This is a genomic window from Paenibacillus sp. W2I17, assembly GCF_030815985.1.
Classification (GTDB): domain Bacteria; phylum Bacillota; class Bacilli; order Paenibacillales; family Paenibacillaceae; genus Paenibacillus.
The window spans coordinates 6,942,694-6,964,227 of sequence record NZ_JAUSXM010000001.1 but is presented as its reverse complement, the minus strand read 5'-3'; the positions used below and the strand labels follow the sequence as shown (position 1 = coordinate 6,964,227).

At 44.1% G+C, this 21,534-nt stretch carries 23 protein-coding genes; 7 read left to right on the top strand and 16 right to left on the bottom strand.

The window, feature by feature from the left end; genetic code table 11:
• Window positions 1-34 precede the first annotated feature (34 nt).
• Together QF041_RS31010 and QF041_RS31005 are read left to right on the top strand one after the other, a co-directional pair.
• Window positions 35-595, top strand: a complete 561-nt coding sequence (locus QF041_RS31010; RefSeq protein ID WP_237174506.1) for a hypothetical protein — start codon at window positions 35-37, stop codon at window positions 593-595.
• A 19-nt stretch (window positions 596-614) separates the two neighbouring features.
• Window positions 615-1,463 carry a nuclear transport factor 2 family protein gene (locus QF041_RS31005; protein ID WP_237174505.1) on the top strand — a complete coding sequence of 283 codons (849 nt, stop codon included), beginning with the start codon at window positions 615-617 and terminating at the stop codon, window positions 1,461-1,463.
• Window positions 1,464-1,577: 114 nt separating this feature from the next.
• Here the strand turns inward: QF041_RS31005 and QF041_RS31000 are convergent, their stop codons facing one another.
• The 5 genes from QF041_RS31000 to QF041_RS30980 all read right to left on the bottom strand — a co-directional run bounded on the left by QF041_RS31000 (window position 1,578) and on the right by QF041_RS30980 (window position 3,759).
• Window positions 1,578-2,273, bottom strand: coding sequence for a hypothetical protein (locus tag QF041_RS31000; RefSeq protein ID WP_307416833.1), 696 nt, complete (start codon window positions 2,271-2,273; stop codon window positions 1,578-1,580).
• A gap of 106 nt (window positions 2,274-2,379) precedes the next feature.
• Window positions 2,380-2,577, bottom strand: coding sequence for a hypothetical protein (locus QF041_RS30995; RefSeq protein ID WP_307416832.1), 198 nt, complete (start codon window positions 2,575-2,577; stop codon window positions 2,380-2,382).
• 153 nt (window positions 2,578-2,730) lie between these two features.
• Window positions 2,731-2,877, bottom strand: a complete 147-nt coding sequence (locus QF041_RS30990; protein ID WP_307416831.1) for a hypothetical protein — start codon at window positions 2,875-2,877, stop codon at window positions 2,731-2,733.
• 211 nt (window positions 2,878-3,088) lie between these two features.
• The gene (locus QF041_RS30985; protein WP_237175715.1) at window positions 3,089-3,469 is read right to left on the bottom strand and encodes a hypothetical protein; all 381 of its coding nucleotides are present in this window, start codon (window positions 3,467-3,469) and stop codon (window positions 3,089-3,091) included.
• Window positions 3,470-3,495: 26 nt separating this feature from the next.
• Entirely contained in the window at window positions 3,496-3,759 is a 264-nt protein-coding gene (locus tag QF041_RS30980) for a WXG100 family type VII secretion target (RefSeq protein WP_307416830.1), read from the bottom strand.
• 755 nt (window positions 3,760-4,514) lie between these two features.
• Here QF041_RS30980 and QF041_RS30975 point away from each other — a divergent pair.
• Window positions 4,515-5,078, top strand: coding sequence for a DUF4879 domain-containing protein (locus tag QF041_RS30975; RefSeq protein ID WP_307416829.1), 564 nt, complete (start codon window positions 4,515-4,517; stop codon window positions 5,076-5,078).
• Window positions 5,079-5,707: 629 nt separating this feature from the next.
• Here the strand turns inward: QF041_RS30975 and QF041_RS30970 are convergent.
• Window positions 5,708-6,595 (bottom strand): AraC family transcriptional regulator, encoded by an 888-nt coding sequence (locus QF041_RS30970; protein ID WP_307416828.1) that lies wholly within the window; start codon window positions 6,593-6,595, stop codon window positions 5,708-5,710.
• Between the two features lie 210 nt (window positions 6,596-6,805).
• Between QF041_RS30970 and QF041_RS30965 the strand changes: the two genes are divergently transcribed.
• Together QF041_RS30965 and QF041_RS30960 are read left to right on the top strand one after the other, a co-directional pair.
• Complete coding sequence (locus QF041_RS30965) at window positions 6,806-7,378, top strand: SDR family NAD(P)-dependent oxidoreductase (protein ID WP_307416827.1); 573 nt, start codon at window positions 6,806-6,808, stop codon at window positions 7,376-7,378.
• Entirely contained in the window at window positions 7,326-7,562 is a 237-nt protein-coding gene (locus QF041_RS30960) for an SDR family oxidoreductase (protein ID WP_307416826.1), read from the top strand. Before QF041_RS30965 ends, QF041_RS30960 begins: the two co-directional genes overlap by 53 nt.
• A 707-nt stretch (window positions 7,563-8,269) precedes the next feature.
• Here QF041_RS30960 and yaaA read toward each other — a convergent pair.
• Together yaaA and QF041_RS30950 are read right to left on the bottom strand one after the other, a co-directional pair.
• Window positions 8,270-9,022, bottom strand: coding sequence for a peroxide stress protein YaaA (gene yaaA, locus QF041_RS30955; protein WP_307416825.1), 753 nt, complete (start codon window positions 9,020-9,022; stop codon window positions 8,270-8,272).
• Between the two features lie 117 nt (window positions 9,023-9,139).
• Window positions 9,140-9,424 (bottom strand): DUF3139 domain-containing protein, encoded by a 285-nt coding sequence (locus QF041_RS30950; protein ID WP_307416824.1) that lies wholly within the window; start codon window positions 9,422-9,424, stop codon window positions 9,140-9,142.
• Between the two features lie 230 nt (window positions 9,425-9,654).
• Here QF041_RS30950 and QF041_RS30945 point away from each other — a divergent pair, with 230 nt between their 5' ends.
• Window positions 9,655-10,425 (top strand): hypothetical protein, encoded by a 771-nt coding sequence (locus QF041_RS30945; protein WP_307416823.1) that lies wholly within the window; start codon window positions 9,655-9,657, stop codon window positions 10,423-10,425.
• A gap of 157 nt (window positions 10,426-10,582) precedes the next feature.
• Here the strand turns inward: QF041_RS30945 and QF041_RS30940 are convergent, their stop codons facing one another.
• From QF041_RS30940 to QF041_RS30915, 6 genes are all read right to left on the bottom strand, one after another.
• Complete coding sequence (locus QF041_RS30940) at window positions 10,583-11,470, bottom strand: cell wall hydrolase (RefSeq protein WP_307416822.1); 888 nt, start codon at window positions 11,468-11,470, stop codon at window positions 10,583-10,585.
• Between the two features lie 278 nt (window positions 11,471-11,748).
• Complete coding sequence (locus QF041_RS30935) at window positions 11,749-12,966, bottom strand: MFS transporter (protein WP_036614537.1); 1,218 nt, start codon at window positions 12,964-12,966, stop codon at window positions 11,749-11,751.
• 113 nt (window positions 12,967-13,079) lie between these two features.
• The gene (locus QF041_RS30930) at window positions 13,080-13,895 is read right to left on the bottom strand and encodes a carbohydrate ABC transporter permease (RefSeq protein WP_307416821.1); all 816 of its coding nucleotides are present in this window, start codon (window positions 13,893-13,895) and stop codon (window positions 13,080-13,082) included.
• A 49-nt stretch (window positions 13,896-13,944) separates the two neighbouring features.
• Window positions 13,945-14,817: a carbohydrate ABC transporter permease gene (locus tag QF041_RS30925; RefSeq protein ID WP_017687487.1), complete on the bottom strand. Its 873-nt coding sequence runs from the start codon at window positions 14,815-14,817 to the stop codon at window positions 13,945-13,947.
• 3 nt (window positions 14,818-14,820) lie between these two features.
• Complete coding sequence (locus QF041_RS30920; RefSeq protein ID WP_307416820.1) at window positions 14,821-16,095, bottom strand: ABC transporter substrate-binding protein; 1,275 nt, start codon at window positions 16,093-16,095, stop codon at window positions 14,821-14,823.
• 213 nt (window positions 16,096-16,308) lie between these two features.
• Window positions 16,309-17,493: an LLM class flavin-dependent oxidoreductase gene (locus QF041_RS30915; RefSeq protein WP_307417091.1), complete on the bottom strand. Its 1,185-nt coding sequence runs from the start codon at window positions 17,491-17,493 to the stop codon at window positions 16,309-16,311.
• Between the two features lie 515 nt (window positions 17,494-18,008).
• Here QF041_RS30915 and QF041_RS30910 point away from each other — a divergent pair.
• Entirely contained in the window at window positions 18,009-18,881 is an 873-nt protein-coding gene (locus QF041_RS30910; RefSeq protein ID WP_307416819.1) for a helix-turn-helix transcriptional regulator, read from the top strand.
• 262 nt (window positions 18,882-19,143) lie between these two features.
• Here QF041_RS30910 and QF041_RS30905 read toward each other — a convergent pair whose 3' ends face one another.
• Both QF041_RS30905 and QF041_RS30900 read right to left on the bottom strand, forming a co-directional pair.
• The gene (locus QF041_RS30905) at window positions 19,144-20,067 is read right to left on the bottom strand and encodes a hypothetical protein (protein ID WP_307416818.1); all 924 of its coding nucleotides are present in this window, start codon (window positions 20,065-20,067) and stop codon (window positions 19,144-19,146) included.
• Window positions 20,068-20,075: 8 nt separating this feature from the next.
• On the bottom strand, window positions 20,076-21,443 hold the full coding sequence (locus QF041_RS30900) for a nucleotide sugar dehydrogenase (RefSeq protein WP_076318928.1): 1,368 nt from the start codon (window positions 21,441-21,443) through the stop codon (window positions 20,076-20,078).
• Window positions 21,444-21,534 lie beyond the last annotated feature (91 nt).

The following is a 21,534-nucleotide window of genomic DNA, read 5'->3' as shown; positions in this document are numbered from 1 at the left end:
TTAACTCGAGACAAACTTAATTGCAGGAGGGTATATGACATCCATTCGTACATATCTTATTTCACCAAAACAATCTCTTCCACAAGTTTATGCCGCTAATGGAACAGAACAGTTTACAAAATTGTTTATTACTCTTGAACAGTTTACAAAACAATACTCCCTTGATACTGTAGGCCCTTTGAAAAGTAATGATATTAATATGGCTGTTGTTATTCAGAGAGGTCAGGAGCAATTGATAGGATTTGAAAACTGGGGTCTAGACTTATGGGGAAGCTACCTATCTGTCATGCACAAGTATCTAAAGAGTAATTGCATATATGGGGAATCACTGTATGGATCGGAGCCTATACTTATTTGTTTTAAGAAAGATACTATGGGGACAATGGAAATTATTCTGAGAATTGACTATGACTATATGAACGAAGAAAAGGTCATTCAGCGTTTTCATGTAGAGGAGAGTAAATTTCTCCACCATTTATTTGATAGCGCAATTGAATATTATGGATCCATGGATAAGTGCGGAATAATCACTAATAAAAAGGTTGAGGCCTGCCTTTTTGAAACCAGAGAAATGTTAAAACAAATTAGTAGATAATCTGAGAGGAGAATTACACTTGCGAGTTATGAAAATTTTCAGTTTAGCATGTGTACTGTTTCTGGGGATAATGTACTATGATTCAGCATATGCGGATATCTCTTCAAACCAAACTCCAGACTCTGTATTGAATGAATACTTTGAAGCTTCAGTAAACAGTGACTATGACAAACTTAGTCAGTTAACAGAGGATCAACGTTATACAAGTCTAGAAGAGAAGAAACAAGAATATAAGTCTTCTCTCGAAAACCCTTCAGATATTCCTCTTTCATTCAAAGTAATTGATCAACAAAAGGTTAGTGACGAGGAATATAATTATACTGTGGAATTGGAGTTTCCAGATAAAGAAACGATAAGTCTTCCTATACACATGAAATATTTAAACGGAAGTTGGAAAGTAATTATTACAACTCAGCCAGTTAATGAACAACAAGGTTATAGAATAATTGAGCAGGCTGATGATAACGTAATAATTCAAGACAACCAATCACTAGCTGTTCCACAACCTAGTACTAAATGTACTTGGAGCTTCTCAGAGAGAGTAGATGGGCGGACATTCACATCTCTATGCAGTAAATTTAATTTGTCCACTACTGACTATAGAGCAACTTTAAATCTACAGCAGTATAATGATCATAAAGATAAAATTGAGCCTCTTATAAAGTACGAAATCTTTGAGAGCAAGTTTTTTGGAGATAATCTTTGGGGATACGCTGATGTATATGGAGAAAAAAAAGGAACTGGTTTTAAAGTTGAGATTTTTGGAAAAACGCTAAAAGCGACTAATTGCTACATCAAATTTACTATTGAAAATAGTAAGAGTATCATAACAACATTTAAAGGTTTTGGAGAATTATATAGTTTCTAATATATAGTAAAATACCAGAGCCAATATTACGAAACGTAGAGTCCTCATTTAATCCAACTGAAACATTCCAGCATTATTTTTAATAAGCGGCAAACTAAGACCTGGATTCACATCTTAGTCTGCCGCTTTTCGTTTCAAAATTCTTAAAAGATCCATAATATCTTCAGCAGTTATCTTTACTTCACCATTCTCTGGCGTGCAACCCTCAGCATATACTTCATATTCGAAGGACAAAATTGAATCAGTAGCTGCCTTTCTAATTAACTCATCTCTTCTCACCCAATCAACAGTAGGGGTCATAGAAGTGACGTCTAGGCATGTATATGGATGAACAGTATCATTGATGCCTCCTGCGAAGAAATAGTCAGAATTTAAATTTCTTTCAGTGGATTGTGTAATTGGTTCCAGATTGTAACATTCTATAAATTTGGTGCTGCTAAATGTAATTCCTAAATCTTTTCCCGGCTTTATTCTAATAGCTGGACGAGCAGCTAAGTATTTCCCAACGTTCTCTATGCCTATCAGTACATATAAAGATCGTTCGTTACCTTTGCTTGCACCTTCCCGAAGCTCATAATAAATCTTTAATTTAGGCTTTTGTCTTCTTCCAAAAGCATCTTCCAGCATATAATGTTCCATCGTAACAAAATTATCACCAGCTCTCGTGTAATAAACATTTTCTGTACACATTGCACGATGCGGTGGAAGATCGCTTACAGGTACATAAGTCACAATAAACCCTTCATCACACTCTGGATTATCATTGAGGTAAATTTCTGCGTTTATTACTCCTGTATTTACTGGGACCAAGCGTCGCTTATCAAACTATTTAGATTAGTCAAAAATCTTTTTAAATAAACTATTGGCTTTTCTTCGCGAGCTATGTCCGGTCCCGTATTTCCATCTTTTCTTGCGTCTATTCCCCATACGATAACCCCACCACTGGAATTAGAAAATCCAGATAACGCTTTAGCATTACTCTTTTATCCTCCTTCTTTAAGCCAACAGTGCGAGGGTCTGTTTTTGCTTTAAAGTCCAAAAAGAGCGTTTCTTCTCTAGTTCCAATCATATTTTTTATCCCGTTATAACCTGCATCCTTAATTTGATTAAACAACAACGGTATACCTATATTTAATCATGTTCGTATCTCGAAGAAATGGTAGCATATGATGATATTAATATTATGGCTATTTGCTTAACAAAATAAAAGAGTAGATAGGACTTACGTTTTAGAGGTGTTGTACGTACTAAAGAATTTGTTTAAACATTACGTAATCGTATAATTCCAATTCCAGATGGCGAAGATTACCCCGCAATAGTGATAGATTCGTTTAAGGAACTCATTGAAGAAGCTCCAATATACGTCTGTACAGTCAATGACTATGTGGTCGATGGATACCGTTATCCTTTTCATATGCCGCCCCCTCCCTATCGTTGTAGATACTTAAATAGTTGCGATTCTTTTGATAAACCGGAAGAAAACGAAAATAACAAAAGAACAGGTCAATAATGGTGGTATCTGACCATGATCAACCTGCTGTTATTCGTTGAATGATGGACTCATTCCGTACTGGGTAGCCCCATTGAGTTTCTGTAAAGAGATTACACAACAATCTTTACATACCTTATACAATCACGTTAAAAGGTGCATGACCTGTTTCAGCATTCCTTAATAAGGTTGGTTTTCTAAAACGTAAACTAGTTTCCAATTTGAATATAGCGGTATCTCCTTCAATTTCCACAAAAGATACATTAATCCATATGGGGGCTTTTGGAAAAAGCCCTCCTAAAACCCCAACAACATCTTCTAACAATAGTTTTTTACCACCAATATTCTCTTTAGATAACACAAGACGTTTCATCATTTCATCACCACCATCTAACATTTTCCCACGTTCCTCGACAGGCTCTATGACAAATTTAACTATATCGCTCGAAATGTTTCTAGCCTGTTTTATCTCATGAACTGCTTTAGATAAATTTGTTAAAAAAATCTCCTCATTCATTTGAGCAATCAAAATATTTCCTCCCACTATTTCAATTTAGTTGACTGTACTTTCTTTAATTTTCCTAAATCAACATAACCGTTGCTCGTTCCCGCACCCGCAGCGCCAACAGCACTTCCAAGACTCACCTTTTCAGCATCGACATTCTCAAATCGCGTAACGATCTCCTTGAGTTCCTTGGAGATGCCCACCATACTCTCCAGTGCTTTATCCAATATAGGGCGCGACTGTTCAAACTCATAGTAGAATCGCTCCTGCGTCGCCCCCATCCACATCATCTGAAAGAACATGATCTGTCTCGTCAGTTCACTGCGATATGCTCCAACTGTTGTCTGGCCTGATCCACCTGATTGGATACATGATGTAGTTGCTCAGGAGTCACCTTAATTGTACTCATCCGTTTTCACGCTCATCTAATATATGATTTAACCTATGTTAGCAGAAGTACTAGTACAATACATCCGCCTAACCTCCTGATTTCACTGCATGAATCTACGCTCAGAATGATTTATCCGTCCTTCAGCCCCATTACATTTCTCTGCATGTGTATACATGTTCCTGAGGGTTGTCCTTCAATTTGACGACTACAGGATACTGTGGCATTTTTACTGCGACGAGCAAAAGACTTTAACTATTCATGGCATTAATGAATAAACTTGACTTGTACCGATGCTCAGGAGTACTATATGTTTATATAAATGGAATATATTACAAATTTTAATATTTATTTTAAGATCTCATTTTCAACCGATATTAGGAACTACTACTAGCTAAGATATTAATACGTACAAACGAGTTTTACTTTTTGTCTGCAACACCTAATCATTGGCAGGCATTCATTTTACATATACATTCCTACTTCATAGAGTTTTCTAGCCTGTAGAGTTCTACCTCCTTAATTTCTTTTTCAGTAAAGAAAAAAGGGGAAGAACCATCTTTAAAAGAGAGGAGGGCAAGAGGCTTTAAGCTGCAAGCAGGTCTATTTGTCGTAACCGCATGTTTTTGTAAAAGAATACCCATAACAAGAAAGGTGGAATTTATTGCTATGAGAAAGTTGATTAGTTTAGCTCTTATTCTTGTTCTAGTGCTTTCATTTAATGTAGCTGCCTATGCAGACGGTGACGTGACTCAAGCCAAACCGTTGACAAAGGAAGAAATTATTAATTCCAAAGAATTCCGTGAAGCTGTGAAAACGGCTAAGGCTGAATTTGAATTGCAGAAGGCTGATAATGCGGGTGGTCCAGTTCTGTTTGCGCCTGCTCCGAAAGTATCTCACATTAATGTATATGGTGTCGTATCTCCTAATGGTGGTCAAGAAATTTACGGCTTCAACAACAACCCGCTCTCCACGACCAATGATCATGGCGGGGCTTGGATTCAGTGTATTACTTTCCAGATCGGTTATGACAGCAGTCACTACGGCACACTCGCCGGCAATACAATGACAAACAACTGGTCTGAAGCTATTGATCTGGACGGTGATCGTGTCGTAGATGCTTTTGCCCATTCTTGGGTTTATGAAGCGCCTAGTACAGGCGGACAATTTGTAGGTACGGTCTATTCCATTAATATTCCAACACAGTGGACCGCTTGGATTAATGTTCGTTAACAGGAAGGATGTAATATGAATATTGGAGGAATTGGCTATCCTGGTTCTATCATGAGGAATACGGGAAGTAAGCCCAAAAACCCATCAACTCCAAATACGAATTCAATCGCACCTGAATTGGATATGGCAGCTCACTCTTCTTCTAACAATTATGTTAGTACATTTGTTCAGGCGCCTTGAAGAATGCATCTCAAGAAGTCCAGGATGCGTGGAACAAAGCAGAGGAAACAAGTAGTGGCTTCAATCCCTTATCCTATCTGGATTGATGGACACGGATTTGATTCTTGATCAAGCGCAGGGATATACATCCCTGCGTCTTTTCTCGTACACCATATGCTTCCCCACTACCATCAAGTTAAAAGAGGCTTTTCCTTCTATACAGCCTCCTGCTACAGAATAGTGACAAGGATTATTTTTTATTTCATCAGCTTATCTACCTACTTCAAATCCAATACAACCGATACTTTAATCGAATCTCTCAACACCTTGTTTTTATAGTCGCTGTCGTCTTATGCAAAGGAGAAATACTTCGCCGAGCACTAATAATTATAGACTTCTAGGTATCGACTGGACACTTCCCCATACTCGCGCTCCACATACCTTGATTGTACCAAAAAGATTCCAGCTAACTAATCCCTCGAGCTTTCGATTAGTCTTAGTTTCTTAGTATCCCGAGCCGGAGATGAACCGAAGAAGCGGGAGTACTCTCGATTAAACTGTGAAGGACTCTGGTAGCCAACTTGATATGCTGCACTGGTTACTGCATAGCCCTCATATGCAATGAGGTTTCTAGCCTCCAACAGCCTTAATTGCTTTTGAAATTGAATAGGACTTAAACCCGTTGCACGTTTAAACTGACGGTGAAAGGTGTTTATAGCCATACCAGATTTTGATGCCATCTCACCGATGTCTATTGGCCTCATAAAATTATCGCGTAACCATTTTACAATTTGAGAAATCTTAGAGAAATTACTTTCCGACAAACCAAGTTGTCTCAGGTACCATCCTTGTGATCCCATCAGAACACGATAAAGGATTTCGCGTTCATAGGCTGGTGCAAGAGCTGGAATATCTCTTGGTTTATTCGTTAATCGCAATAAGCGTAGCCATGCCTCCATAAACTCAATGTCTATTTCACAAGCTGCGAAATGCTCAGAAGCAGTTGGTATTAGATTTTCAGGAAGATCTCTTAATAAACTCTGAAGAACATTCTGATTCAACTCAAGACCAAGGGACATGTAAGGACGGCCATCACGGTCTGGATGTACACTCGCCGTTGCGGGAACATGTACCGGTACGACGTAATACGAGGGCCCTTCTAGTGTAGTGCTACGCCCCCCGATGGATAGAATCTTTGTTCCTTGAACCGTAAATCCAATCATCGGCTCGTAGAGCGCTGCGAGTTGATGTGCGGGAATGTCTCCCTTAATCATCCATAGCCCCGGCACTCCGGTTTCAATTGGTCGAGTTCCTGCACTTTTCATTAGATCAATAATTTCATCTACAATTTTATTCATGCACTTATTTTATCACATTATCCCTCAATACAACTCAGACACACATCGGCATTTTTAGGATCATCTTATAATAAAGAGAAGGGATATTCTCGGTTTATCGAAATCATACATGGTGTTTTTAGGCAACCAATAGGCATTATTAGATCTATATTATTTCAATAGATGCGACTAAAATTGAAGACAGATCAAACACAAAACAAGGAGGATTTTATGAAAATTGCGATTGTAACAGGTGGAAGTAATGGCATTGGAAAAGCGACGGCTCTTGAGCTTGGTAAGCGCGGAATTAGCGTCATTCTCACGTACAATTCCTATAAGGACCGGGCGGAAGCTGTCGTTAAGGAAATTGAGAAGAACAACGGAGTTCGGGCTGTAGCACTGAAGTTGGATCTGACTCAAATATCAACATTCGAAGGTTTCGTTCTAGAAGTAAAAAAGAGCCTCAAAGAAATTTGGGACAGCACGACTTTTGATTACTTAGTTAATAATGGCGGTATTGGCGGGCCAATGATGTTCACTGAGATGAGCGAAGAGTACTTCGACAAAATTATTAATACGAACTTTAAAGGACCGGTTTTTCTAACACAACACCTCGTCCAATTCATGAGTGATGCTGGAGCCATCGTAAATACCACGAGTTCATCCAAGAATCAATCATTTCCAGGATACTCCGCCTACGGCTCGTTAAAAGCAGCATTCTCAACTTGGACTCGCTATATCGCCAAAGAACTTGCACCTCGAAAAAATTCGGGTCAACGCGGTTTCTCCCGGCCCTACGCATAGCAATTTTGGGGATGGAGTATTCGATAAGCATCCTGAATTCGTCAAGCCGCTGGCTGAGCAATCTTTATTTGGCAGAATAGGCCAACCCGAAGATATTGCGAAGGTCATTGTGAATGTATTGTCCGATGATTTCGGCTGGGTTACAGCTCAGGACATTGAAGTGTCTGGCGGACATTTGCTTTAAAAATGTAAGGACAACACGCTGTGAATAATGGCATATCTGAGGAGTTCCACACTGATATTGCTCTGCTTATAGAGCATTTTTCTAGCTGCTACGTTCGATTATACTAGGTTTGTTTAGCTCATGGTGAATTCTTCTGGTGTGAAATGTTTTGATAACTTTCATTCTAATTGAATTTGGCCATGAGCATTTTTTATTTATTTTGGTAAGAGTAGTATTACATTGCTCTTTCCGGTTCGTGTATTTCTTGATTTGCTTGTTAAACGATTCGATCAAGTGCGTCGGATACAGGCTTCTCCAGATCGGTTTGGGAAAGCTGTGAAAGGGTCTTCCTTTTTCTATTTACACAATATATTTTACGCTCTCCCCCGTAGAAGTATTGAGACCGCTACGGCTACTCTCGTTCATTATTATGGAAGTTGATGGATCCGAAAGTGCGTAACCGCTGGTCGGCATCATGGTTCCAAGCGCAAACCATAGGAGCAGAAAAATGATAAAGCGGTAATAGTAATTTAGTCCTCAATGATAAGGACTGTTTCTTTTATACTTCGATGACATTTGGAATCAATCTGATTAAATAATCAATTTTCGGTAGTAAGTGATGCTCGTAAGAGCATCCTCCAAAAGGTTGCTGCATACAACAAAAGCCGCCGGATGGCGACTTTTTAGTAAAAAGCACTTATCATTATAATCTGCTCACATAATACAAACTACTTTTCCTCTGTATATATAAACACATACGTACTCTCATCCGATTTCTCTTCTGAAAAAACAAACTCTAACCGATCAAAGTTTCTTACGTCCTTCACATCTGTAATTTTACGCTCTGCCATATAACGTACCATCTCACCTCTAGCCATTTTGGCCCGGGTTGCCTTTTCAACAAGCTTCCCATCAACCATTTGTCCAAAAACACAAGTGATAAAGCGAGTTTCCTCGCTCAGAAAAGGCGTGATGTTTTTGCTATACTCTTTGGAAGCCAGATTTAGGATGTAGTTGCTTTCAGATTGAAGCTGATCTGCGAGTTTGCTACCCCAGAATTGATAGAGCGTTTTGAAACCTGGACCTTGCAACTTGCCCTGCATCTCCAACCGATAAGGGTTAACCCCATCCAAAGGCCGTAACATGCCATAAAAACCGGATAAAATACGTAAATGCTGCTGAAGATACGCCAGTTCCTCATCTTGAAAAACACCCGGAGCCATATACTGATACTGAATGCCCTCATAGGCATAGATTGCTGGTGTCAGATTTGCTTTAATATTCATATTCTGAATCCGCTCCACGTTCTGTTCGGCGATTACATCGTTACACTTCCACATCGCTTTGAGTTCCTCATAGGATAACTCTTGAAGCAGACTCAATAGCTGTTCTGATTCGTTTATAAACTGCGGCATCTGCGCGATAGCCATAAGATCGGTATCGATCTTCATCTTTTTAGCTGGTGATATGATAATTCTCATCGTGCTGATCCATCCTTAATCTACCGTTGTTTTTGTCGTTATCCATTGTACAGGATTGGACAGGCGAATCCAATGGTGAAGCATATTATCCTCTTTGTCTTAGTAAGTATGATTGCTTTATTCATTCGGATCAGGCGTCAGCTGAATCCATTCATCTGTATAGTTGTAGATATATTCCTGGGGATTGTCCTTGAATTTGACGACAACAGGATACATCGGCATTTTGCTTCGACGAGCGGTGATGCTTATAATCGTATTCTCATCTATTCCTTTTTCGACGGTTAAATATGTTCTCAATTCATCCTCCAGCTTCTTCATGTCACTCTTATAAGAGCCATACCATGAAAAAGAAGCAATGACCACTACTACCATTATAACTAATGAGGTCTTTAGCAACTTCATTTTACTCACCCTAACTTTAATTTATATTCTAATGATCCGAAATTCACCAAACTGATTGAACCCGCTTATTAGGAATAGGCCCTTGCTACTATATCAGATCAAAACTTGTCAATATGCTATTACCTGAAGTTGGGTCGATATTCTCATGAGTCACCATGATCTGTTTTGTTATGATTATAAATAAAATGCATTTAAATTAATAGGGTCTAAGAGAAAGGGTGCCGCTTCTTATGTTTATTGTTCAACTACTGCTCGCTCTCGCACTTTTGGGCGGTTCAGACAGCTCCAATGATGCCACATCTACACAACTGGAAGTCAATCCGTTACAGCCTCACCCTGCTTATTCTGAACTTGTCTTGGAATCCGGTTTAAAGCCTTTCCGTTCTGAACTAACATACAAAGGACTTGAACCAGACTATAATCAATTTGAGCAGGCCGCTAAAATTCTTCAGGACAAGCTTTTGGAAAGCGCACTACCACCGCTTCTATCCAAATCCGGAGATACAGGTACATTTGATTACGGCGGACAATTAAAATTGTTAAAAACTGTCCCTCTGAAGCAAAGTATTGAATTCGGCCCTTTAACTATTCATATGATGGATGCTCAATTATTAGAGGCTAGTGATATTCCAGATGATACTCGTAAAAACATTTCTATTCTGAATCAAGAAGATATCGGTCCTAATATAACTTATATCAAAATCATCTACAGTGTGGAAAATACAACGGATCAAAATATCGGATTTTACGGTTTGAATTCCATCCATCCGAACACTGGCAAACCCATCTCAGCGGATCGTAATTTCATGAGAAAACCCTATGTTTATCATCAATATGACGGCGTGGTCATGGATAATATGGGCTATGGTTTAGTATACACAGATGACCCCGACAAGCTGGAATCCATTGAATTGGTTTTCAATAGAATCTATGACTATGATACTGGAGAAACCATTGTAGAGCCTACTTCATTGAATATCCCTTTCACGGTCCAGAAGTAATATTAAACTTATATTTTCTTCAATTTTAAGATACCATTTTTCCACGATATAATAATTATTAAACCCCGGCCATGTACCTGCAGATGAGCAGCATACAGCCGGGGTTGCTTGTTGTATTAAGAAAATACATTTGTTCTATCTATAAACTCAAACTATCTCATCTCGTAAAATCATGCTGCCCAATGGTCAGCAGCGTCGGCCTGCTCTTACTCCACACCGACGTGGCAATCTTCGGATTGTAATAATAGAGCGCTCCGTTCGTCGGATCAGCGCCATTCAAAGCCTTGCGAGCAGCCCTGTAAGAGGTCTGGGTTGGCTTGGTATTAAACTGGCCATCGTCTATAGCCGTGAATTGCCCTTTCTGGAAAATAACCTTCGAAATAGACGACGGGAATTCACTCGAATGTACCCGATTCAACACAACCGCTCCTACAGCGACTTGCCCTTCAAAAGATTCTCCGCGCGCTTCACCATGGATCAGCTTCGCCAACTGGCGCAGCGTTTCGCCCTCTGCTTTGGCCTTTTTGTTCAGCCTGTTCAGCGTCGCTGGACCTGCAACGCCGTCTGCACTCAGTCCCTGCGCCTGCTGGAACTTGCGGACAGCACCTTTGGTGATGGTACCGTAATATCCAGTCATTCCAGCATCGAAGTAGCCCAGATCGCTTAATTGCTCCTGCAATTGCAGCACATGCTCGCTACGAACGCCCTGTTCCAACTTCTGTGCTCCCGCAGAAGGAGCTGCCACGGTCAATCCCAGAGTCAATGCGCAGGCACCGAGAAGCAAGCTGACCCGCCCTGCTCTTTTGCCAGCCGTGTTCCCCTTCCCATGAGTGACTTTCCGACTGACAGTGATAGGCTCCATGTTGTCAGCAAACGTTAATAGATCCAGCCCCTCATTTGTGCTATCAACTGTAGTCCGTTCATTACTGTTCATATGGCTTACCACCTTCATCTCTTTCATCTCACTCACGCTATCTAATTCGATTATCATATTCTTTTCATTCATTTCATTCGGTTGATCCATTCCAATATTGTTCTTCATCATTCCATTAACCTCCACTTTTCTGAATCCAGATCCCACATCTTTCTACTGAATCCTCACGGTTGGACATCCCGAGTGTCATTATAGGATATAGAAAAAATGAAGTCTATCGGACTGATGACGCAGTGAAAAACCGATGCTGAACATAACAAAAAGAGGCATGAGCCCATGGTCACACCATGGTCATGCCCCTTCTTGTATCAACCATATACCGCTTGTCCAACCCGTTATTTCCGTAGGCAGGCAGACCCGTACAAAAGTTGCGTTGTATTTATTGACAATTACTCGGCCAGTTCCTGACCCTTTGTTTCCCGGCCCCAGAACAGTACAGCCGCTGCGCCAATGAGGATTGTCACGAAGAAAATCGTGAAAATCAGGCTGATCGCAACTTCACGTTGAACCAGCATACCGACCATTAATGGGGCAAGTACACCACCGATTCGGCCAACCGATGTGGCAAGTCCAACACCTGTCGAACGAACGGAAGTCGGATACAATTCCGGGCTGTAGGCGTACAGACCACCCCAAGCTCCCAGATTGAAGAAGGATAGACAGATTCCTGCGGTCAGGATTGTGGCTTCCGTTGTAGCCAATCCAAACGCAATCGCACTAAATGCAGTCAAAGTAAGATACACTACAAGTACGAACTTGCGACCGTAACGTTCAATGAAGTACGCCGCGGTGAAGTAACCTGGCAACTGTGCGATCGTCATGATCAGCACGTATTGGAAACTTTTAACCAACGTGAATCCTTTTGCCATCACGACCGAAGGCAGCCACAGGAACATTCCATAATAAGAGAAAATGACGGTAAACCACAAAATCCAGAGCATCAACGTTGTACGGCGATGTGGTGCTGACCAGACGGTAGCCACTTTCTCGCGGAACGTGATTTTATGAAGCTTGGTATGATTCTTGTACCGCGGCGGGTCCTGAATGGCACGACGCAGATATAATGCATAGAACGCCGGAAGTGCACCAATGGCAAAAGCAATTCTCCATCCGTACTCCGGAATGACAAAGTTGGCAATGAGCGCCGATACAATCCAGCCTCCTGCCCAGAAACTTTCCAATAATACAACGGCACGTCCACGTTCTGCTGTAGGCATCGACTCCGATACCAGTGTGGATGCCACGGGCAGCTCTCCGCCGAGTCCAATGCCTGCAACCAGACGCAGTGCACACAATACGGCAAATCCAGTCGCCAATGCAGACAGACCGCTTGCAATCGTAAAGATTAACAAGGTCCACATCAGTATGGCCTTCCGTCCAAAACGGTCCGCAAGTGCACCTGCAAGCAAAGCACCTAGTGCCATACCAATGGAGTTAATACTCGTAAGCACGCCAACTTGTCCGGGACTGAGACTCCATTCCTTGGCGAGTGCAGCCACGATAAAGGAGATCATGCCAACTTCCATCGCATCAAACAGCCAGCTCATGCCGGCACTGAACAGCAGCTTGCGCTGCTTGGGATTCCGCAATACTTCCAGTTTGCTCATCACTTATAGCTCCCTTGATCTCTATGTAGTCATTCTGACACTAAATCATTATTATGCAGAATGCTCCAGAAATCAATGCAAAATAAGCTTTTCCTTCCGATTTCTGCGATACCTTACCCCTTGAGTGAACCCGCTGTCAGACCTGCAACAAAGTAACGCTGGAGCAGAAGGAACAATGCAATCATCGGAATGGCCGTTACCAGCACACCCGTAAGCATCATCGGATAGTTCGTCACATATTCCCCGCGGAACTGCATAAGCGCGAGAGGTAAAGTGAGCTTGGACTTACTGCTGAGCATCAGCATCGGAATAAGCAAGTCATTCCATACCATGACGAGCAGGAACGTAGCCGTTGCCGCCAGCGAAGGTGCAGCCAGTGGCAGTGCAATCCGGGTATAGAGTCTCCATTCGCTGGCTCCATCCATACTGCCCGCTTCCAGAATCTCCGAATTGAGCATGCGCATGAAACCTGTCAGCATAAATACAGATACAGGCATCAGCATCGCGGCAGATACCACAATCAATCCCGTGAAACTGTCCGACCACCCGAGTGTACGCGTGAGAGAATAGATCGGCAGCATACTCACTTGGGAAGGAACGATCAACCCTGCTACGAACAGAGCAAACACGATTTTGCCTACACTCCCGCCCCAGCGGACAATGGCGTAAGCAATCATGCTACTCAGCAATAACTCAATTGCAACCGTACCAAGCGTCACGACCAGACTGTTTCCGAAATATTGCCACATCGGCTGATTGCGGAACATGCCAGTGATGTTATCCCACGTAAACGGGTCCGGCCAGCTGAATGGACTGGTGAAGAAGTTGCTGCTTGTTTTGAACGAGGATACAAATACAAAGTACAGCGGCACAAGAATCAGCAGCGCGTACACCAATAGGATCAGGCGATTGAACCATTTTAAAAACATGTGAACTCCCCTCTGCCTCGGTTGCAGGATGAATGCTCCAGCATTAACCTCAATAGCTTACCCGGTCAGCTCGTAGCGCCTTGAACTGCAACAGAGTCAAGAGCGCGAGCAACACCAGGAAGATCATGGAACCGGCAGAAGCCAGACCAAATGAATAGCTGCCAAAGGCGGTATGATAGATATATGTTGTCAAAATTTCAGTTGCATAGTTCGGGCCTCCGTCCGTCATGGTGAAAATGAGGTCAAATGCCTTGAACGACTGAATCGTCGTATAGGCCACAACAATCGTCGCCGAAGGTGCCAGCAGTGGCCAGGTCACGGTACGGAATACCTGCCATTTGCTGCCGCCGTCCATGCGAGCCGCTTCATACAGTTCTGCCGGAATGCCTTGCAGACCCGCGATAAATACAATCATCATCTGGCCAGCATGGGCCCAGACCTGTACCGCAGCGATGGAATAGATGGCGATCTTGGGATCACCAATCCAGTTACGAGCGATGCTGCTCATCCCCGCTTCATTCAGTCCATAGTTGATTAGTCCGATAGATGGATCATACATGAAGGCCCAGATCAGTCCTACCGATACGGAGGAGAGAATCGCAGGCAGGAAATACAACGCCCGAAGCACAATGCGTGTCTTGGTATTGCGTACCAGGAGCAGGGCCAGGACAAGTGAAATAAAGGTTTGTGCAATAACAACCGTTAACATGAACTCCACGTTGTTGCCAAAGGCTTTGCGGAATACGATGCTGCTGAGACTGTCCTTGTAATTATCCAGCCCTACAAATGCATACGACGGGGATACCCCATCCCAGTCCGTAAAGGAATAGAACAGCCCCGTCAATGTAGGAAATACGAACAATCCAACGTACAGCAGCAATCCGGGGATCAGAAACAGGGATAGCTGAAGACGGTTTTTCATCCTTTATTTCCCGATATGCTGATCAATGATCGCTTGTGCCTGCTGTGCTGCTTCTTCCGGAGAAGTGCCGCTCAGTACAGCCTGGATGGAGTTGGTTACGGCTTTTTGATTATCTCCGTTCAGGATGGTGAACCGTGGCTGGAACACAGTCTTTTTGCTAGCCCATTCTCCGGCTACCTGAAGCTCAGGCGTATCGTACTTCACATCACTCACCGTTACATTCTGTCCTGTCTGGTTGGCGTAGTCACTCGCTACATCGGGATTACTCAGGAATTCGAGGAACTTCTTCGCTTCTTCCGGATGTTTCGACTTGCTGTTCACCGCAAGCATGAACGTAGTGGTATGCACTCCTTCATACTTCGCTTGATCTGCACTTACTGTAATCGGTGCAAGCAGTTTTTGCTCCAGGTTCGGATTCTGCTGCTTGTTCTGAGCCAATTGATATGATCCACTTGCCAGCATCGCTGCTTTCTCTTGAATAAACAGCGCTCCAGCCGCAGGGTCTTTCGTACCCAGTGCATCCTGCTGGAAGTAACCTTTATCGTTCAGTTCCTTGAATTGAGTCAATGTTTTCACCCAAAACTCATCTGTCAGTTTGGCTTCGCCCGCTTCTACTTTGGTAAAAATGTCGTCACTCGGTGCATTGTTCATCACCATCGTATTCATGAATTGTCCTGGACCAATGTCCGCTCCGGCAAAGGCAATCGGAATGATGCCATTGTCTTTCAGCTTCTGGCAAAGTGCCAGGAAGCCTTCCCAATCGGTTGGTGGCGTCAAGCCGTATTGTTCAAACAGTTTTACGTTATAGATTGGATCGTTATATACGAGTTGATACGGAATTGCATATTGTTTGCCATCGTGCTGTCCTGATTCAATCAGCTTGGAATTGTAGGCCGACAGAAACGATGATCCGGTCAGATCCGTGAACAAGCCGGCTTTGGTGAAAGCTTCGAACTGTGCACCCGGGAAGGAAGCAAATACATCCCCTACCGAACCGTCACTGATTTTGGATTGTACGGTGGACTGATATTGATCGGAGGGCAGCGTCTGCATCTCCACTTTGATGTTCGGGTTTGCTGTTTCAAATGCGTCAATGCTCTTATTCAGTGCTTCCACATCTTCTCCACGCCAGTGCATGAAGCTGATCGTAACTTTACCTGAACCCGAGGAGCCGTTCTCTCCAGATGACGCGTTATCCCCGCCGCCGCAAGCTGACAGCAGGATGGACATGACCAGCATACTGACAAGCGGCAGGATCAATTTTTTATTTTTTTTCATGAAAAGGTGACCTCCTGAAAGATGATTGATGTAAGTAGCACGAATGTTTTTACACGGGGCACTCCGAGTGCAGTACCATCTTCCGATCGCTGTTATCCCCGGATTTTTTGAATCATTTTTCTCAATGGTTAAAATCCGGGGATAAAGGCGAACGCTTCGCTTCTTCAGATCGGTTCTGCCCTCTCCGTTAAAGTGTAAAAAAAGTTAACTTACTTAATTGGTAGTAACGGAATGCTGCTTCTGTCTTGTTTTCCATTTCTCGCGAATGATGGGCATCACGGTCCGGCCGAAGATCTCGGCTTCTTCCAGATGCGGGTAACCGGACAGAATGAAGGTTGTCACGCCAAGATCTCCATATTCCATCAAACGTTCTGCGACTTGTTCGGCTGTACCCACAATGAGGATCGCACCGCCGGAACGCACAACGGACAAGCCTGTCCACAGGTTGGGACCTACGACAAACTGCTGCTTCTCGGACAGTTCCCGTAGCTCGTTTTGTCTGCGTTGGTTGGTTGCATCCGTCTCGGCAAAAGCGGCTTTGGCTTTCTCGATTGCTTCTGGTGGTACTTTGCTAATAATCTCCCAAGCTGCTGCCCATGCTTCTTCTTCGGTATCCCGAATGAGTACCTGAGCACGCATGCCGTAACGGAGTTGACGATCTTGTCCCGTTTCCTCTTTCACCTGCTGACGAATGACCTCAATCTCTTCGATCTGCTCCTGAATCCAGTCATGAGGCTCGCCCCACATCAGGAACGTATCCGCATGTTCAACAGCGACCTTCTTGGCAATTGGAGAACTTCCTCCCAGATAAAATGGTGGATGCGGATTTTGCACCGTCTCCGGCATGCCTACCGGTCCTTTGAAATTGTAATACTGGCCGTTGAATTCAGGATTGGGATCGCTGGGTGCATCTGCGCCAGATTTTGAACCACTTCCAGCAAACTCCGTCAGATTCAGTCCCGTCGATTGGGTCCATGAACGCTTCATGACTTCCATATATTCGCTCGCCCGCACATATCGTTCATCATGCGCATGTGCCAGCGGATCGCCGAGTTCCTCCAGATCGCGAACAGAACTGCCTGTCACCACATTGATCATGGCGCGACCACCCGATAGCTGATCCAGTGCGGCTCCCATGCGTGCAGCGAGTACGGGTGTAACCAATCCCGGGCGAATGGCGACAAGGGGACGCAATGCCTTCGTGTGACTCATCACAGCTGAGCCGACCACCCATGCGTCCAGACAGGCTCCCCCAGTCGGAATCAGTACAAATTCGAATCCTGCCTTCTCCGCCGTCTGTGCCACATCGATCAGATAATCCAGACTCGGCTCCCGCTCCGGGGCAACCCCCACATACTTGCCATCCCCTGCTGTAGGCAAAAACCATCCAAACTTCATATCTTCCTGTTCGCTCACAAAAGTCAATCCCTTCTATGAATAAATAAAGTCTCATGTTAAAAAAAGTTACTGTTACGCCTCCTTGACGTTCCGGGTACGAATCGTTCTTCCGATCACTGTTATCCTTGAATTTTTTTGATTCTCCTTTTTTAAAGGTAAAAATTCTAGGATAAAGGCGACCGCTTCGCTTCTTCAGAATCGATTTCGTCCCCTCCACTACGTTGGCATCTCTTGAAACTTATTTTTAAAGTGCGCCTAATTTCTGATCATTTTATTCGTATGAAAGCTCCAAATACCGATTAATTAACTTGGTTTAATAGGTATCGACATCATAACAATTGATTTGTCTGTGAGCAATGTCATTTCGCGGCAATTTTATTTTGTCATTTTGTGGTCTTTTCTCAGATTTAGGTCTTCGTGATCTTGAATATATATAAAACCCACCTGTATAATAGGTTATAAGCGAAAATTTTAGAATGTACAAACGATACTTATATAATAAAGAGGTGTTCCTGATGACCGAGAGCATGAAGGAGGACCACCATGAGTTTTTGGAACTTATTTTCTTCACTCCATCTGAATTCGAGAAAGCTGGTGGCGCCTGGCCGATTCGCATCGGCCGTAATATAGCCAAGACCAACTATCATATTGGCCCGCGCACTACACCTTATTATTATTTGCTATTTGTGCTGGAGGGGGAAGGTACATTCATACAAAACGGACAGCGTCATGCCCTTCGAGCCAGGGATGCATTCTGTCTGTTTCCACATGTTCCCCATGAGTACTGGACTGATCCAGAGAACACGTTGCAGAAAATATTTATTGCTTTTGATGGTGCACATGCAGCCGAACTGCTTTCCCGAATTGGACTTACACCCGACTCACCGTATCGTTCAGGTGTACTGACGCCGGAGACTGCAAGTGCCATGCGCTCGTTCATGGAGGATGTTCGCAAACCGCAGGACGGAGCGAGTGATCTGGGACGACTCACCCGATTTCTAAACCTCTTCGACCGAATTGCCCGGTCCCCTGCAACCAAAGGATTGCAACCGGATTCAGCCACACCTTGGCTCCAGAAAGGCAAGGAATACATGGACATTCATTTTGCAGGCGGCATCTCCGTGGAAGGTGTGTCCGCTCATGCGGGTGTGGATCGAACCCATTTTGCCAAACAGTTCCGCAAAGCCTATGGTCTGTCCCCCGTGCAATATATCCAACAATTGAAAATGAATCAGGCCAAACGCCTGCTGGTGCAGACGCCGCTAAGCTTAACTGAAGTGGCTCATTCCGTAGGTTACCCGGACTTGTTCTCCTTCTCCAAAGCGTTCAAAAAGCAAGTCGGTTTGCCGCCCAATCGTTATCGCACAGCGGAGAGCACGAAAGAGTGAGGGAGCGACCTTTCGCTCCCCAGCCTATAATCCATGCCTCATGCACCACGCCTTGTGTACGGTTGTGCAAGATGTCGCCTCTACCAAATTGCAATGGACTCCTGTGCTTCATATCCTGCACATCCTAATGCTGCAAAACCATTACGAAATCCGTCACCAAAAAAGGCAAGCCCCATCTACCCGGGACTTGCCTTCTTTCTATACTATAGTCTTGACTACACGTACTACCTGAAACTAGGAACTTTTTTACGTTGACCTAACGCTATTCCTTCTTTTCATCCTTGCGCGCAAGCGGAATACCATTCTTCTTGGCATACCATGCTTCATAATGATGCACAGCCACACCTGCAAAAGAAGAATGAGAGGTACCCAGATCGAACACCTTCGCCATTTCTTCATTCATATTGCTAACCGGTTTACGGAAAAAGGTCAGGTGATCCCCCTCGTGTGTATCCGCGAGTTCCGCTCCGATCCAGACTTTCTTGCCGAGATCATCCGCTTCGTCCAGTTCTTCCTTGGACAGATCATACATCTGCTGTCCGCTATCCCGGTAAGCCATAATAGCTACCGCATCGAAGTGGGAAATGACCCAGCGACTGAATGTACCCTCACCTTCAGCCGACTGACGGGCATCAAGCCAGAACGGAATGGCAGCGCTCATGTACAGTCCGGCATCCTCGCCGGCTTTTGTCCAGGCCTTCATGTTGTTCTGCCACTCTGCAATGACGCTGCTCTCCTCGTTCTCCCAGCGCTTCAGCTGATACGGCTCCACATCCAGTTGAATGCCTTCGAAACGTTCATTCTTGGCCGAAGCTGCATTGTATGCTCGTACTCGCTCGATAAAAGCAAGTCCTTCATCCCGCTTCTCCTCATAGGCCCAGTCTGCATGACCGTTAAGTCCATGCACTTCAATCTCAGCCTGTCGGGCAGCCGCAATGAATTTGCGGTATGTTGCGTCAGGCAACTCATCCTGGATTTGAAGGAAGATGGTATCGACGCCCTGTTCTTTGGAGAAAGCAATAATCTCAGGTGTCTGCTCTGCAATAATGGACGCGTCCCACAGCCAGGTCGCTTTGTGTTCCTCTGCCGAGAACCATTTGAACATCCAGGAAAGAAGCAGCAGGCACAACACCACAGCCAGAATGGCCCATTTCGCCATACCCACCAGTTTGCCCCGTTGCCTCATATATTTCCTCAGACGAGCAACGCTTCACTTGGCTCAAGCACAGGATGCTGTACCGAGTGACCAATCTTGTAGATATGCGGATGTGTGTATGAACGGAACGCATTACGTGTATCCAGAATCGGTACACCCATCTCGGCAATATCAAAGTAAGGCAAATCGCTGTGGTTGGTGATCAGCACGATGCAATCGTACTTCTTGAACTGCTCCAGATTGAACGCTTCGCTGTGTACGGTCTCCCCATGCTTGTCCTGGAAGGAATCCGCATGTGGATCGTAGTAGCTAACGTTAGCTCCACTTTCCTTGAACAGTTCATATACTTCCAGTCCTGGTGATTCACGCAGGTCGGCAATATTAGGCTTGTACGACATGCCGAGGAGCAGAATATTGGATTTACGTACGGATTTAGCGTATTCGTTCAGAATCGTTGACGTTTTGTTCAATACATAATATGGCATGTTGTCATTGGTGGATTGCGCGAGCTCAATGAATTTGCTATAGAAACGGAAGCCTTTGGCCTTCCATGACAGGTACATCGGATCAAGCGGAATGCAGTGTCCACCGATGCCTGGGCCTGGATAGAATGGCATGAAACCAAATGGTTTCGTCGCTGCCGCGTCAATAACTTCCCAGATATCAATGCCCATGCGGTCACACATCATCGCCATTTCATTTACAAAGGCAATGTTCACGCTGCGGAATGTGTTCTCCAGCAGTTTGGACATCTCAGCCACTTTCGGCGAAGATACCGGTACTACGGTTTCTACATACTTGCTATATAATGCTGTTCCGAGTTTCAGGCAGGCTTCAGTCGTGCCCCCGATTACTTTCGGCGTATTAAATGTTGTGAAACGTCCGTTCGACGGGTCCACACGCTCAGGCGAGAAGCAGAGGAAATAGTCTTTACCTGCTTCTTGTCCGATCTTGTCCAGCTGCTGCTGGATCAGTTCTTCGGTGGTACCTGGATAAGTGGTGCTCTCCAGCGTAATCAGCATGCCTGGTTTCATGTGCAGTTTGATCTGATCCACAACGGTCTCGATGTAAGACGTATCCGGGTCCTGATTCTCACTAAGCGGTGTCGGTACACAGATACTGAGTGCGTCGATCACGCGCAGCATACTGTAATCTGTCGTTGGCTGGAAACGGCCGCTTTGCATTACTTTTTTCAACTCATCGGACGAAATATCGTGAATATAGGAATCTCCTTGATAGATACTTTCTACTTTCGACGCATCCAGATCAATTCCGATTACCGTGAAACCTTGATTGACCATTTCCACGGCAAGTGGAAGTCCTACGTAACCGAGCCCGACGACGCCGAGTACAGCTTCTTTATTTTCAATCGCATTCAGTAATGTGTGGAATTGTTGATTCTCCATGATATTCCCTCCGGGCAGTGTATTTGGTGGTGCTTAAAATCCATATAAATAGATGAGTGTCTGTGCTCTAAATGTTGCTCTAATCTATCTG

Coding starts and splice junctions, on each gene's coding strand:
- QF041_RS30970 (WP_307416828.1), bottom strand. CDS start 6,595: ATGAATAAAATTGTAGATGAAATTATTGATCTAATGAAAAGTGCAGGA.
- QF041_RS30935 (WP_036614537.1), bottom strand. CDS start 12,966: ATGAGCAAACTGGAAGTATTGCGGAATCCCAAGCAGCGCAAGCTGCTG.
- QF041_RS30975 (WP_307416829.1), top strand. CDS start 4,515: ATGAGAAAGTTGATTAGTTTAGCTCTTATTCTTGTTCTAGTGCTTTCA.
- QF041_RS30990 (WP_307416831.1), bottom strand. CDS start 2,877: ATGAAAAGGATAACGGTATCCATCGACCACATAGTCATTGACTGTACA.
- QF041_RS30920 (WP_307416820.1), bottom strand. CDS start 16,095: ATGAAAAAAAATAAAAAATTGATCCTGCCGCTTGTCAGTATGCTGGTC.
- QF041_RS30900 (WP_076318928.1), bottom strand. CDS start 21,443: ATGGAGAATCAACAATTCCACACATTACTGAATGCGATTGAAAATAAA.
- QF041_RS30985 (WP_237175715.1), bottom strand. CDS start 3,469: ATGAATGAGGAGATTTTTTTAACAAATTTATCTAAAGCAGTTCATGAG.
- QF041_RS30945 (WP_307416823.1), top strand. CDS start 9,655: ATGTTTATTGTTCAACTACTGCTCGCTCTCGCACTTTTGGGCGGTTCA.
- QF041_RS30915 (WP_307417091.1), bottom strand. CDS start 17,493: ATGAAGTTTGGATGGTTTTTGCCTACAGCAGGGGATGGCAAGTATGTG.
- QF041_RS30980 (WP_307416830.1), bottom strand. CDS start 3,759: ATGTTCTTTCAGATGATGTGGATGGGGGCGACGCAGGAGCGATTCTAC.
- QF041_RS30925 (WP_017687487.1), bottom strand. CDS start 14,817: ATGAAAAACCGTCTTCAGCTATCCCTGTTTCTGATCCCCGGATTGCTG.
- QF041_RS30910 (WP_307416819.1), top strand. CDS start 18,009: ATGACCGAGAGCATGAAGGAGGACCACCATGAGTTTTTGGAACTTATT.
- QF041_RS30940 (WP_307416822.1), bottom strand. CDS start 11,470: ATGATGAAGAACAATATTGGAATGGATCAACCGAATGAAATGAATGAA.
- QF041_RS30905 (WP_307416818.1), bottom strand. CDS start 20,067: ATGAGGCAACGGGGCAAACTGGTGGGTATGGCGAAATGGGCCATTCTG.
- QF041_RS30950 (WP_307416824.1), bottom strand. CDS start 9,424: ATGAAGTTGCTAAAGACCTCATTAGTTATAATGGTAGTAGTGGTCATT.
- QF041_RS31010 (WP_237174506.1), top strand. CDS start 35: ATGACATCCATTCGTACATATCTTATTTCACCAAAACAATCTCTTCCA.
- QF041_RS30930 (WP_307416821.1), bottom strand. CDS start 13,895: ATGTTTTTAAAATGGTTCAATCGCCTGATCCTATTGGTGTACGCGCTG.
- yaaA (WP_307416825.1), bottom strand. CDS start 9,022: ATGAGAATTATCATATCACCAGCTAAAAAGATGAAGATCGATACCGAT.
- QF041_RS30965 (WP_307416827.1), top strand. CDS start 6,806: ATGAAAATTGCGATTGTAACAGGTGGAAGTAATGGCATTGGAAAAGCG.